At 41.0% G+C, this 13,092-nt stretch carries 10 protein-coding genes and 2 CRISPR repeat arrays; all 10 genes read left to right on the top strand.

The genetic code is table 11. The features are described from left to right. Nucleotides 1-38: 38 nt before the first annotated feature. The 10 genes from cas6 to KFV02_RS04830 all read left to right on the top strand — a co-directional run bounded on the left by cas6 (nt 39) and on the right by KFV02_RS04830 (nt 11,764). Nucleotides 39-980 carry a CRISPR system precrRNA processing endoribonuclease RAMP protein Cas6 gene (gene cas6, locus KFV02_RS04875; protein WP_252380417.1) on the top strand — a complete coding sequence of 314 codons (942 nt, stop codon included), beginning with the start codon at nt 39-41 and terminating at the stop codon, nt 978-980. 22 nt (nt 981-1,002) lie between these two features. Further along, nucleotides 1,003-3,495 carry a type III-A CRISPR-associated protein Cas10/Csm1 gene (cas10, locus tag KFV02_RS04870; protein ID WP_252380416.1) on the top strand — a complete coding sequence of 831 codons (2,493 nt, stop codon included), beginning with the start codon at nt 1,003-1,005 and terminating at the stop codon, nt 3,493-3,495. Nucleotides 3,496-3,506: 11 nt separating this feature from the next. After that, nucleotides 3,507-3,899: a type III-A CRISPR-associated protein Csm2 gene (gene csm2, locus KFV02_RS04865; RefSeq protein ID WP_252380415.1), complete on the top strand. Its 393-nt coding sequence runs from the start codon at nt 3,507-3,509 to the stop codon at nt 3,897-3,899. 12 nt (nt 3,900-3,911) lie between these two features. Next, entirely contained in the window at nt 3,912-4,622 is a 711-nt protein-coding gene (gene csm3 / locus KFV02_RS04860) for a type III-A CRISPR-associated RAMP protein Csm3 (RefSeq protein ID WP_252380414.1), read from the top strand. 2 nt (nt 4,623-4,624) lie between these two features. Continuing rightward, on the top strand, nt 4,625-5,680 hold the full coding sequence (gene csm4, locus KFV02_RS04855) for a type III-A CRISPR-associated RAMP protein Csm4 (RefSeq protein WP_252380413.1): 1,056 nt from the start codon (nt 4,625-4,627) through the stop codon (nt 5,678-5,680). Continuing rightward, entirely contained in the window at nt 5,677-7,101 is a 1,425-nt protein-coding gene (gene csm5, locus KFV02_RS04850; RefSeq protein ID WP_252380412.1) for a type III-A CRISPR-associated RAMP protein Csm5, read from the top strand. The genes csm4 and csm5 overlap by 4 nt, the downstream gene beginning before the upstream one ends. A gap of 25 nt (nt 7,102-7,126) precedes the next feature. Then, a complete protein-coding gene (locus KFV02_RS04845) occupies nt 7,127-8,221 on the top strand; it encodes a hypothetical protein (protein WP_252380411.1) in 1,095 nt (364 codons plus the stop codon). Nucleotides 8,222-8,452: 231 nt separating this feature from the next. Next, nucleotides 8,453-9,180: a CRISPR direct-repeat array (repeat unit 35 nt; unit sequence ATAGAGATGTACCTTTGAGAAAAAAGGATTGAGAC). A 369-nt stretch (nt 9,181-9,549) separates the two neighbouring features. Then, nucleotides 9,550-10,014 (top strand): hypothetical protein, encoded by a 465-nt coding sequence (locus KFV02_RS04840; protein ID WP_252380410.1) that lies wholly within the window; start codon nt 9,550-9,552, stop codon nt 10,012-10,014. Continuing rightward, complete coding sequence (locus KFV02_RS04835; protein ID WP_252380409.1) at nt 9,929-11,065, top strand: putative CRISPR-associated protein; 1,137 nt, start codon at nt 9,929-9,931, stop codon at nt 11,063-11,065. Before KFV02_RS04840 ends, KFV02_RS04835 begins: the two co-directional genes overlap by 86 nt. A 489-nt stretch (nt 11,066-11,554) precedes the next feature. Further along, nucleotides 11,555-11,764, top strand: a complete 210-nt coding sequence (locus tag KFV02_RS04830) for a hypothetical protein (protein ID WP_252380408.1) — start codon at nt 11,555-11,557, stop codon at nt 11,762-11,764. Between the two features lie 328 nt (nt 11,765-12,092). Continuing rightward, a CRISPR array of direct repeats spans nt 12,093-12,986; the repeat unit is 36 nt; unit sequence AATAGAGATGTACCTTTGAGAAAAAAGGATTGAGAC. Between the last annotated feature and the right edge of the window lie 106 nt (nt 12,987-13,092).

Genomic DNA, 13,092 nt, shown 5'->3' with positions numbered 1-13,092 from the left:
ATTTATATCTTAAACTTTTGACTAGAATAGGTGTTGGTATGTCTTGGATGGAAGAGATGAAACTTCTCCCGTTGGAATTTGAGTTTAGTGCAAAAGAGGAGTTTGTGCTCCCTGCATACAAAGGTGCTACCTTCAGGGGCGGATTTGGCCATATTTTTAAAAAGAGCGTATGCGTTGCTAGGTCTACATCTGAGTGTAAGGATTGCATACTAGCTACATCCTGTATTTATGCCTATGTATTTGAGACCCCTCGGCCCCAAAAGGCAGAGATTATGCGTAAGTACGAGCATATACCTCACCCATTTGTTCTTTGTCCACCTCTTGGTAAGGAGCGTCTGGTAAAGAGAAATGCGAGGCTTGTTGTAGGTTTAACTTTGATAGGCAAGGCCATAGATTATTTACCCTATTTTGTTTTGGTTATGGAGGCCCTGGGCAACCAGGGGATAGGAGCGGACAAAGGCAAATGCATTCTGGAATGTGTGCGCTGCAAGGACAAAACTGTTTTTTCTCAGGGCTCTAGCGAGATTAAGCCTGTTACACCATTTGAATGGAGCGAACTTTTAGCTTCCGCGCCACCAAGAGAGCGGATTAGCTTGGAATTTTTGACCCCTCTCAAGCTTGTGCGCAAAGGACAGGTCATAAAAAAAGGTTTGAGTTTTCAGGATTTGTTTCGCTCCCTTCTGCGCCGGATAGCGCTTTTGTCCACATTTCACTGTGCTGCTCAACCAGATGTTGATTTCAAGGGTTTGATTGATCTGGCAGCCAACATTCAAACGCTGGAGGACAATACTAAGTGGTTTCATTGGAGCCGATACTCCACAAGACAGAAATCAATTATGCCAAGCGGTGGCCTTGTGGGATCCATTACTTTTAAAGGCGATTTTGAGCCTTTCTGGCCCTTTTTGCTCTTGGGCCAATATTTCCATGTAGGCAAAAACACCAGTTTTGGGCTGGGAAAATATAAATGTGTGGAAGCGTGAAGGTGTTTGAAGGAGAAGAATTATGGATGAAAAACAAATGATGGTTGTGTTGGCTGGCCTTGTGCACGATATAGGCAAGCTGGGGCAGCGGGCAAAAGCGGACAGAAGTCCAGAGGATGACGAGTTGATGCCTTTTAAAGATGGGCACCATTCGCACTGGCATGTGCTTTATACTGACTATTTTGTGCGTCATTTTTTGCCTTTGCCTGCGGAACTCGAAGGCAGGCGCGATGAACTCGCAATTCTGGCGTCCATTCATCATAAGCCTCATGAAGAAAGGCTGGATCAGATGTGTGTTGCAGTTGGGGATAGGCTGGCTGCTGGTATTGATCGGGTGAAGGACAAAATTACAGAAGATTTTCGCGCTGCCCGGCTCAATTGCATCCTGGAAGAGGTGTCATTGGCTCAAAATAAGTTTTTTGAGCCAGGCAAATGGCGGATGAAGCTCGTGGAGTTTAAGCCGGAAAAAGAGGCTATTTTTTCGGTCCAACGACTGGAAGAGGAAGATAAAAAAGAGGATGAGTTTGGCCAGGAATACGAGAATTTGTATAAAGGATTTCTTGCTGAACTGGAAAAAATGCCTGAAAACTTGCCCTTTAAGCACTATCTGCCCTGGCTTCTGCGCATCATGGAAAAATATCTCTGGTGCGTGCCGTCTTCTTCTTACAAAACCCTGCCGGATATCTCCTTGTATGACCACTGTCTGGTTACCGCTGCCGTTGCCCAGGCCCTGTGGCTTTATCATCAGGACCATCCAGAGGTAGCACTAACACAGGTAGATGATGCTAAGAAATTTATTTTGTTTGGTGGCGACCTTTCAGGGATTCAGCGCTTTATTTTTGGCGTAAGTGAAAGTGGCATCAAAGGGGCTGTGCGGTTATTTCGGGCCAGGTCCTTTTATTTGCAGGTACTTACGCGTTCAATAACTCTGGACTTTTGTAAACAGGCAGGGCTTGGTCTGGTTGCTCAGGTGATGGATGCTGGAGGCAAGTTTATTTTACTTTTGCCCAATACCCCGCGAGTGAAAAAAATAGTGGCAGACTTTCAGACTAAAGTGGATGAGTTTTTTATTGCCAGCTTTAAAGGTGAACTGGCCCTTTGTCTGGCCCATCTGGAAGTCAGTGGTAAAGATTTGCTGCTGGAAAATTTTGCCTCCACCCTGGATAAATTTAATCTCTGTCTGGATGAAAGTAAGCATACACGTTTTCAAAGTTATTTAAAACAAAAAGGTTCTGTTCTGGACGATGGTTATGATTTGTATGCCTGGAAAGGTGAATGCAGAGCCTGTGAAAAATTGCCTGCAGAAAAAGAGATTGATGGCGCTTCTGTTTGTTCTTTGTGTTATGAACAAATTAAAATCATTGGCAAGAAGCTACCCGGAGCCAGATATGTTGTGTTTGGCCGCGACGGGTTTCAGGTGTTTGGAAATATAAATGTGTTTATCAATGCAGAAAATGAGATTGATTTAAAAAAGGCAGACTTAGTTTTAGGAGTAAAGCCAGATACTGAGTTTGGTCAATGGTGGCTTGCTGGTTTTATGCCTCAAATTACAGGAGAGGAGTTAAAGAATAAAGATTTTTTTAAATTGGCAAAAGAGAGTTATCCTGACGTTAAAGAAGAAGATTTGCCAGGACGGACAAAGACTTTTGGTCTTATTGCCTTGAAATCGTGTGAAGGCGAAGGTGAAGATCGCAGGGGAAGGGCCTTATTATGTCTTTTAAAGGCAGATGTGGATAACCTGGGGTTGGTGTTTAGCCTGGGCTTAAAAGAACGGCTTTCCTTATCCAGGTTTGCCTCGCTGTCCAGGATGCTCAATGTGTTTTTTGCTGGTTATCTAGTGGAGAAGTTAAAACAGACAGAGAAGTTTCAGGATACTTATGTGGTCTTTGCTGGCGGAGATGATCTTTTCCTCATTGGTCCTTGGCATCAGACTATAGATCTGGCGCTGGAGATAAGAAAGGAGTTTGCTGAGTTTTGTGCGGGCAATAAAGACTTTTCCCTTTCCTGTGGTTTGTATCTGATAAAACCAGGTTTTCCAGTGCGCAGGGCAGCACCACTGGCAGAGGAAGCCCTGGAAAAGGCCAAGGCCAGAAAAGACGAACAGGGGTTTACAGTTAAAGATGCTGTTTGTCTGTTTGATGAGGTGTTGACCTGGGATGAACTGGAAAGGCAGGTGGAAGTTGGAACAAGGCTGGCAGAAATGGCTATGGACAAAGATAGTCTGGTAAGCAGGGCCTTTATCTATCGTTTGTTAAAGTATGCCAGGGATGCAGAAGTCATTGCAAGATGGGAAGACAGTGAGCAAAAATCATCTTTTGATTGGCGTTGCGGACTTTATGTTTCTCACGCCCTTTATGATCTGGCCAGAAACATAATGAAGGTAAAGGAGGGAAAAGTGCAAAATGAAGATGAAATTAAGTATTTGCGCGAGCTTATTCAGGTAAATGAAGGCGCAAAAGGATTTGCTAAAAACATAGTTGGAATACAATATGCACTTTGTGCAATAAGAAAATAAGGAGGTGTGGTATGCTGACTAAAGAAGATTTAATAGACAAAGCAAGACAAGAAGCTGACAAATTTATAAGAAAACAAAGAAATGGTAAAGCAAGTAACAGACAAACAGAAACATTGAGCAGCAGTCAGTTACGAAAATTTTACGGTGAGTTTAAACGTTTGGAAATGAAGTTAAAAAATGGTCTTGATTATCAAAAATTAGAACCATTAATTGCCTTGCAGGTTGCGCAGGTTAATTACAATGCAGCGAGGGGTAAAATTCCTCAAAGTTTTAGGCAATTTATTGAAAATGCAGTAAAAGATATACAAACAGAAGAGCAGTTTATGGATTTCATATTGTTTTTTGAAGCTGTAGTTGGATTTTACTATCATTTTGCCAAAGAATATGGATTAAAGATTAATTAATGGAGGTACACAATGCAATTACAAAAAATTACTCATATTACAGGCACAATTAAGCTGTTAACTGGTTTACACATTGGCGGTGGTGATGCAGCCCTGGAAATTGGTGGCCTAGATCAGCCAATTATCAAACATCCTTTGACAGGTGAACCTTATATTCCTGGTTCATCTTTAAAAGGCAAAATGCGTTCTTTGTTGGAAGTAAAATACAATAAGCTAAAAGGAGATGGTGGTCCCTGTGATTGTGGTAAATGTATAGTTTGTTGCCTTTTTGGGTTTAGTGGAGCTGAGAAAAGCAAAACCAAGATAGGTCCAACGCGTATCTTGGTGCGTGATGCCTATATGACTGAAAAATGGAAAAATGAATTTAGAAATGGCGATTTACCAATGGAAATTAAGTACGAAAATGTCATTAATCGGATAAAAGGCACAGCAGAAAATCCCCGTCCTTTAGAAAGAGTCCCTGCTGGTGTAGAATTTGATTTTAACATTAGTGTTCGTCTTTTTGATCTTGATGGGCAAAACAAGAATAATATTTTAACAGCCATCAAACAGGCAATGGCTCTTTTAGAACTTGATGCCCTGGGTGGATGTGGTTCAAGAGGTTGTGGTCAGATTAAATTTTGTAATGTGCGCATTGATGAAGAGGAAGTCAAATACGAACATTTACAGGAGGCATTAAAAGCGGATGTGCCTGTTGGTTTGCAATCTGAAAATGGAGATTAATTATGTATGTGCGTTATAAAATAACCCTTTTATCCCGTTTGATAACGCCACTCTACTCTGACACTATTTTTGGTCATCTTTGCTGGGGGCTGCGTTATCTTAAGGGGGAGAAGTTTTTACAATCTTTTTTGGATGCGTTTGATGATGTCCTTTTGGAAGATGCGCCCATGCTTATTTCCTGCGCCTTTCCCCATAACTATTTGCCTTTGCCTGTCTTACCAGCCCTTGAGAGGTCGCTTCTTAGAAAATTAGCTTTGAAGATAGCTGCTGCTAATGAAAAATTAGGAGATAAAAGCGAGGATGAAAAGCTGTTCTGGGGCAGTCAGGTTTTAAAGAAGATTCGTAAGCAAAAATGGATAGCTATAGATGATTGGTTAAGATTGCGTGAGAATGCAACTCAGGAAAACATGATTTGTATGGCAGCAGAGAAGTTAAATCAGAAAACGTTTAGAGGAAATAACCAGGAGAGCGTCTGGAAATCAATAGTGCGTGCCCACAACACTATTAGCCGCAAGACAGGCACTGTGCTTGAACCTGGGGGCCTGTATTTTGTCCGTGAAAGCTGGGCTAATCCGGGCAGTTGTTTTGATGTGTATGTGAAATTTGCATCTCAGGAATATCAAAACTTATGGGATGAAGTTTGGCAGGAATATATTGTGCCTACTGGCTTTGGCAAAGATAAAAGCACTGGTGCAGGGCAACTTGTTATTGAGCAGGACAATGAGTTTAATCCTGGGTGTTTGTTTGACCTGAAAGAATACAATGCCTGGATGAGCCTGTCTTTGCTGGGATTTGAGAGGATGCCAGATTTACCTTGCTATTATAGTGTATTTTCCAGATTTGGTAAATTAGGCGGTAGTTTTGCTGTGCATAGCCCTGATGGCAGTAAACCCAATCCCTTTAAAAAACCAATGATTTTGTTGGAACCAGGAGCTGTTTTTAAGGACAATACTGCGCCAGCTGGGGCACTTTTACAGGATGTGCATGTGGATGCACGCATAAGGCACTATGCTATGGGCCTGTGGTTACCGCTTCGTATTGTCGGAGGTGGAATATGACATATTATACCCTGACTCTGGAAGTATTAACGCCTGTGCATGTTGGAACTGGTGAAGACCTGGATGCGTTAAATTATGTGCTGCAAAAACAGGACAAAGATGCGTATATTTTTCTTGTGGATAGTGGCCGGTGGTTTGCTGACCATGCGCAGGAGCCAGATGTGGCAAGGGCGTTAAAAAATTACAATTATCTGGAATTAAGGCGTATTTTAAGCAGAGCCAGAGATATAAGCAGTTATGCAACAGCAAAAATACCTGTGGCAGCACAGGAATTGGTGGATTTTTACAGTCAGGCCATGCAGGGCAAGCGTAATGAAAATGAATTGCGCATTAATCTTTTGCCGCGCAATCCTGTGGGAGATTATGCCTATGTTCCGGGCAGCAGTATTAAGGGAGCCATACGCACGGCCATAGGAAGTTTTTTGGCTCATACTGTAACTGCCGAGGCAGAGCGAAAATGTTCTTTCAACGAGCGTAAACAAAAGGAGTGTTTTGACTCGTATAATAAGATTATCTTTGGCGATGTTCGTTTTGACGTTTTTAAACACCTTAAAATATCTGATGCTGTTGTGCCTGAGGATGGAGCTGAAATTGTGCGTCCTGTGGAAGTGGGTAAAAATCCGAATAAACGGTCTGTGCCGAAAGGTTATGTTGAGGCTCTAAAATGTCTTTGCGCAGGACATGATTTGCGCCTGAAGGCCAGGTTGTCCATTGGTGATTTTGCGGATCAAAAAGATGCAAAGTGCAAGCGCAAAATACCTAGTTTTGGCTTGAATGAATTGTTGCTTGCCCTGAATCAATTTTATCGGGCCAGGTTTGAGGAAGAAATAACAAAGTTTTATAATCTTCCTCATTTGCGTCAGGTAGGTGCTGGCTTAAAGCCTGTGATGGAGCGCATAAAGCAGATAAAAAACAATCAGGCATTGATGCGGATTGGTCATTTTTGCCATGTGGAAAGCATGACCTGGGATAAGGTGCGCAAACCAAAAGGCAAAAAAATTGGAAATAGATATGTTTATGGCACTACCAGGACCCTGGCCGAAGCCAGCTATCCTTTTGGTTGGGTATTACTTACCTTTGACGAGGGTTACAGTCCCGACGAGCATATCCCGTCTTTTGCCATGCCTGTAACAGCAAGCGTAAAAGAGCACAGTAAAGCTGACGAACCGGATCAGGACCTACAGGAGCCGGAAGTTAATCAGAGCAGGGAGAAATTGAAGAGCTTGCAACAGCGTCTTGAAGCCCTGCCAGCCAATCAGCGGGCAGGTTCTCTGCCTAATATTGTACATGAGGTCATGGCTGATGAGGATACAGAGTTTCAAAATCAGGCCAGGCAGGTTATTGTGGAATTTGTGCAAAAGACAGGTTTGAAGAAAAGCGTAAAGAAAAAGAAATGGTATCATGAACTGGTGAACGGATAAAAATTATGGCTGTGGAGGAAGAATTATGCCCAATTACATTGTGTCTCCATGCGGAACAAGTCTTTTAACCGGCGGGGCTGATGGTGAAACACGCGCCTTATTGACCCGTTATGCCAATTATAAAAATCCAGGCGATATAGAACCTGAACATCGGTCATTGCTGGAAAAAAGGGTACAAAAGGTAAAGGAAGAATTGTTTGCCCTCGGCCCCGCAGGTGTAACCAGGCGTTCTGCCGAACTAAACGCATTGGTGAAATTTTACAATGGTCGCTTCATGGCAGGTGATTATCATTTTCTGCTTTGTACTGATACTTGGCTTGGTGAACAAACAGGCACCATGATTCGTGATTGGCTCATCAAGCAAAATGACAAAATGAGCGTTGAGGTGCATCGGCAAACAGATTTACAAACAGAAAATATGCTGTCCTTTCAATTGGCTTTAACAGAACTGGCAGAGTTGTTTGATTCTACTTTGCCAGGTTACAGGCAAAACCAATATCACATTGTGTTTAACCTGACAGGAGGATTTAAAAGCGTGCAGGGTTTTTTGCAGGTCATTGCCATGTTTTATGCAGATGAGATTATTTATGTGTTTGAGTCTGGTTCAACCCTGCTGCGTATTCCCAGACTGCCCATTCAAATTGATATGGAAGGGGGGATTAAAAAAAACATTTCTTTGTTCAGACGGCTTGAGGCAAGGCTTCTAAAGCCTGAAGAAGCAGAAAGATTACCTGAGATATTTGTCTTCAGGCTGGAAGAAGAAGTGGATTTTTCACCTTGGGGCAAGGTGGTCTGGAACAGGGCCAAAGAAGTCTTGTATCGAGAGCGGCTCTGGCCGGAGCCAGTGGAATATGTGCGGTTTTCTGAAAAATTTGTAAAACAGATTAATGGATTACCTGAGGCTAGAAAAAAAGAAATGAACGATCGCATTGACCAGCTTATTAGATGTTTGAGAGATGAAGGATTTAATCCCAGGAGTTTGCGCTTTCACCCCATTGAGGGAAAGGCAATGGAGCCGTGTACGCACGAGTTTTACGCGTGGACTGGTGAGGGAGATAGGGTTTATGGGTATTTTGAAGGGAATGTGTTTGTGGTGGATAGGTTAGATGAGCATCTGTAAGCTGGGTTGTGCGGTGATATGGATAAGTGGGTGGAAATGTGCGCTGACTTGGCAAAAAGGGGAAAGTGGGCGAAATTGGCTCTGGTCGGCGCAAAGCTGTAATTAGTTGGGATGATTGAGAAAAAAGGAGTAAGGCAAAGTGTGGTTGGAGGGTAAAGATGATTTTTGGGAAAAAGGTTCGCGCAAGGTGGGGGATAATGGGGTGGAATGATTGGAGATTAGGAAGGCAGTATAGAGATGTACCTTTGAGAAAAAAGGATTGAGACAGGGAAGTTAAATTATAACTCTATATCCTATCGGTTCGCTATAGAGATGTACCTTTGAGAAAAAAGGATTGAGACAAAGCAATTCCAACACAACATACAGCATTAGGTATTTTTTGAAATAGAGATGTACCTTTGAGAAAAAAGGATTGAGACGGGCATTAACCCCTCATATATATTCAACTTGTTATTTCATAGAGATGTACCTTTGAGAAAAAAGGATTGAGACCAATCGGCAAGTTTTGCCATTTCTATATCTTTACACATATAATAGAGATGTACCTTTGAGAAAAAAGGATTGAGACATTTTCGTCAATTTCGTATTTTTTACAATAAGCTTTAATCATAGCTTATAGAGATGTACCTTTGAGAAAAAAGGATTGAGACTACCTTAATGCAGCATCATACATCTGTACCCTAGTCTGCATATAGAGATGTACCTTTGAGAAAAAAGGATTGAGACGCGAACCCTCTATAGTACAATTCCGCTAAATCTTTAAATAAAATAGAGATGTACCTTTGAGAAAAAAGGATTGAGACCCGACATGATAAACCCTCCATTTATCTATTTAACCTTTTTCTTTCATAGAGATGTACCTTTGAGAAAAAAGGATTGAGACTACCTTAATGCAGCATCATACATCTGTACCCTAGTCTGCATATAGAGATGTACCTTTAGGAAAAAAGGATTGAGACTTTATTCCAATATAGTTCACTTACATTATTGGCAATTTTGCGGACAAAAACCTTAAAAAATGCGAACGTAAAATATTTTTTTTTGGTTTAGGTGAGCTTGTGCTGGCTTTAAACCTGTTTTATTGCGCTAGATTTCAGGAAGAGATGGAAAAATTTTATAGATAGCCAGTTTAAGGCCGGTAATGGAGCGGATAGAGCAAATAAAAAACAGCAAAACCTGTGCTTTATTGCGGCTTGGGAAATACCCTCATGTTGAGAGTATGACCTGGGATGAGGTGAGCAGACCAACAGACAAAACAAATAAGGGCAGAATAGTTTAAGGCACAAACTAGGACTCTTGCCGGAAGCAGGTATCCTTTTGGTTGGGTTATGCTGCGTTTGCAAGAGGGATTTTGTCCGAAAAATATTTTGTCCGCTTATAAGCCATATAAATCTCAAACAGAGAATGCGCAGGGCCAGCAAGGATCGGCGCCTGAAATTCTAAAGCAGGATAAACTTGATCCTTTGGAGGTAAGTGCGCAAAAAATTGCTGCCCTGACGCTGCGTTTGGGTGCCATGCCTGCTAATCAGCGTGCCGGCTCGCCGCCTAATATTGGCCGCGAGGTTTTAGACGATGATGACACTGAGTTTCAAAAACAGGCAAGCGCAATAATTGTGGAGTTTATTAAGGATACGGGTCTGAAAAAAGGTGCAAAAAGAAAGATTGGTATAAAAAATTGCTGGAAATTATATAAAAACGGAGCGAGCCATGAGAAATACGCTTCTTTGTACTGTAGGAACCAGTTTTCTGGGCAATTTGAAACGGCTGGAACCAGGCTCGGACATGCCGGCTGAGTGGGAAGAAATTCGGCTCTCCTCGGAGCAAAAGGATTGGAAAAGAGTGGCCAGGTTAATGGCAAACATTGATCCTGCGCATGGTTGTTGCGGGGCAGAGATCAATACCATTGAACACTTAAGGTATAAAAAAGGGATAGACTTGGATAACCTTATTTTTCTTGTTTCTGATACTGAACAGGGCAGGAACATGGGGCAGTTCCTGAAGAAATATTTTGCCCTGAGAAAGGATTTGAAATTTAAGACCCTGGATTATGCCGTGATCGAAAATTTGCAGGATGAGGCGCCAAGGGACTTCAGGACTAAAGGACTCAGGAACCTGGTCAAAACCATAGGCGACTATATCCAGAGATTTGGGGGCGAGAGGTTTGTCGCCCTGGATGCAACAGGGGGCTATAAAGCGCAGATTGCCATTGCCGTGGTTATCGGACAGGCACTGAACATACCCGTTTACTACAAGCATGAACGTTTCAACGAGATCATTGATTTTCCTCCCTTGCCAATTTCGTTGGACTATGACCTAGTGGGTGAAAACGCAGATATATTGATGAGTCTTGAACAAGGGAGTTGTTTTGCGGAGAGCGAGCTGGGGGTGATAGATGAAAGGCTCAAAATATTTTTGACCGAGGTGGAGGTTGATGGCGAAAGGCTTTATGAATTGAGTCCGATTGGGCAGGTTTATCTGCTTAGCTATGACAGAAGACATCAGAGCGCGCCGCAAACACTTGAAAAGGCAGTAGAACGCAAAGAGCCCACTTTTGGCAATGACCACCATTATCCAGGCGGTCTTAAGAAGTTTGTCAACAAGATTTGGGAAGAAAATAAATGGATAAAGACTATCCATACTGAACCATATTACGGACAAAGAGACATTAAGGGCAAGCATTTCAGAGTAAAGTCGGACAAAGATGGATACAAATTAATCGGAACCTATAAACACAAGGATTTTGGCGCCAGGTTCAGGATTCGTATTTCTGATGAGTCTAAAAATGCATTGAATTGGGCGGCTGTTTATTTGGGGAAGAAGTATGGAGGGCAAAAAGATATTTAGATTTTGTGGCTGCTTGGCTCTATTTGCGTGGGCCTCAGGACGGTTTGAAAATATTGGGGAAATGCCTTTGGTATGCGCAAAATGTAATATGTGGAAATTTAAAGATAAAATTGTTATGAGATGGAAGGTGGTGGATATTTGTGGAGATGGCAGGAAGATTGTCTGCAAAAGATTGATAGAAGATATGGAAATTTTTGAAAAGTTAAAAGACAGAATAGAAATGTACCTTTGAGAAAAAAGGATTGAGACTATAATCAATTTAGAGGGATATGTTTTGAAGATGTTATTTGGGCGATGTCTCAGGAAGATATTCTTGATATACTAGGACATTACAATCAAGCCAAATATCCTCATCAGAAGAGTATGATAGTTGAAATCAACGAATACTACTGCAAAGTGCCATTCGTGAGCAATAAAAATAAAATGAACTTTTTTTAAAAGCAATCATTCCCAGTAGAAAAATGACTAGAAAATATTTATGAGAAAAAAATGAAGGAAATTCTAGAACAAGAACTGGATAGAGAAGAAATGGAAATTCTGGACGATTTAGAAAGTGGCAAGTATAAACAGTGGGACAATGTTGCAAAAGAAAAAATGATGTTTCAGGAAGTAGCGAAAGACTATGTGAATAAAAAGGCGCAGATAAGCATTAGATTGTCCAGACAGGATTTGTTTAAGATAAAAAAGGAAAAGTGTTGAATCTGCTATTCCATACCAAACATTGATTGCATCAATTTTGCATAAATTTGCTACTGATGCAATTAAGCTGGAAATTTAACCGTAGGAGTAGCTATGGATTATAGGATTGTAACTACTATAAGTGGGGGGGGAAAATGTGCGCTGACCTGGCAAAAAGGGGGAAATGGGCAAAATTGGGTCTGGTTGGCGCAAAGGTCTAATTAGTTGGGATGATTGAGAAAAAAGGAGTAAGGTAAAGTGTGGTTGGAGGGTAAAGATGATTTTGGGAAAAAGGTTCGCGCAAGGTGGGGGATAAAGGAGTGGAATGATTGGAGATTAGGAAGGCAGGAATAGAGATGTACCTTTGAGAAAAAAGGATTGAGACTTTAGTTCAAAATCGTTTAAATAATAATGAAATTAGTCCAGAATAGAGATGTACCTTTGAGAAAAAAGGATTGAGACTTTGGTTTTATCAACCTTAGTTCTTATAAAGCCATTCTCATCAATAGAGATGTACCTTTGAGAAAAAAGGATTGAGACAAATCTTTTTCTTGGATAGATTTTAAAATGTGATATTTGGGAATAGAGATGTACCTTTGAGAAAAAAGGATTGAGACACTTTGGAAATACCTGAACATGGCCGAGGTTAAATTCAGGTAATAGAGATGTACCTTTGAGAAAAAAGGATTGAGACCTTTTCCGCTCCTGCTTTATACAAAGAAGGTTTTTTAGTGAATAGAGATGTACCTTTGAGAAAAAAGGATTGAGACTTGATTAAGACAATGTTTAATAAACCTTTACTTTTAATTTGAGAATAGAGATGTACCTTTGAGAAAAAAGGATTGAGACTATGCCTCTATTAGGGAATAGAATCCTATTGGCTCGCTATGGAAATAGAGATGTACCTTTGAGAAAAAAGGATTGAGACTATTTTCAACTCTTTCAAGATGTTCATACATTTCAGGAAATTCCCAATAGAGATGTACCTTTGAGAAAAAAGGATTGAGACCAATGTCTCCAGGTTTATAAGACCACCAATAAGACATTATAAATAGAGATGTACCTTTGAGAAAAAAGGATTGAGACCTTTCATTTCAAATATTTGATTTTTACACCAAGTTAAATCTTAATAGAGATGTACCTTTGAGAAAAAAGGATTGAGACCCAATAATCGTCTTCGTTAAAATAAACTTCACATCTTTTACAGAATAGAGATGTACCTTTGAGAAAAAAGGATTGAGACAAGGAATGCCACCCATTTTTAAATTATCTCACTAGTGTCCGGTTAAAAATATTTCAATAAAGGCAATAAGTTAGGCGATTTGTTTCGTTGTTCATTTTGTTCATGT

It is taken from the genome of Desulfovulcanus ferrireducens (genome assembly GCF_018704065.1).
GTDB lineage: Bacteria > Desulfobacterota > Desulfovibrionia > Desulfovibrionales > Desulfonatronovibrionaceae > Desulfovulcanus > Desulfovulcanus ferrireducens.
This window is presented reverse-complemented; position numbering and strand designations above follow the sequence as displayed.

Excerpts from the sequence above, each read along its gene's own strand:
- KFV02_RS04845 (WP_252380411.1), top strand. The coding sequence starts at position 7,127 with ATGCCCAATTACATTGTGTCTCCATGCGGAACAAGTCTTTTAACCGGC.
- cas6 (WP_252380417.1), top strand. The coding sequence starts at position 39 with ATGTCTTGGATGGAAGAGATGAAACTTCTCCCGTTGGAATTTGAGTTT.
- KFV02_RS04835 (WP_252380409.1), top strand. The coding sequence starts at position 9,929 with ATGAGAAATACGCTTCTTTGTACTGTAGGAACCAGTTTTCTGGGCAAT.
- csm4 (WP_252380413.1), top strand. The coding sequence starts at position 4,625 with ATGTATGTGCGTTATAAAATAACCCTTTTATCCCGTTTGATAACGCCA.
- csm3 (WP_252380414.1), top strand. The coding sequence starts at position 3,912 with ATGCAATTACAAAAAATTACTCATATTACAGGCACAATTAAGCTGTTA.
- csm2 (WP_252380415.1), top strand. The coding sequence starts at position 3,507 with ATGCTGACTAAAGAAGATTTAATAGACAAAGCAAGACAAGAAGCTGAC.
- csm5 (WP_252380412.1), top strand. The coding sequence starts at position 5,677 with ATGACATATTATACCCTGACTCTGGAAGTATTAACGCCTGTGCATGTT.
- cas10 (WP_252380416.1), top strand. The coding sequence starts at position 1,003 with ATGGATGAAAAACAAATGATGGTTGTGTTGGCTGGCCTTGTGCACGAT.
- KFV02_RS04840 (WP_252380410.1), top strand. The coding sequence starts at position 9,550 with ATGCTGCGTTTGCAAGAGGGATTTTGTCCGAAAAATATTTTGTCCGCT.
- KFV02_RS04830 (WP_252380408.1), top strand. The coding sequence starts at position 11,555 with ATGAAGGAAATTCTAGAACAAGAACTGGATAGAGAAGAAATGGAAATT.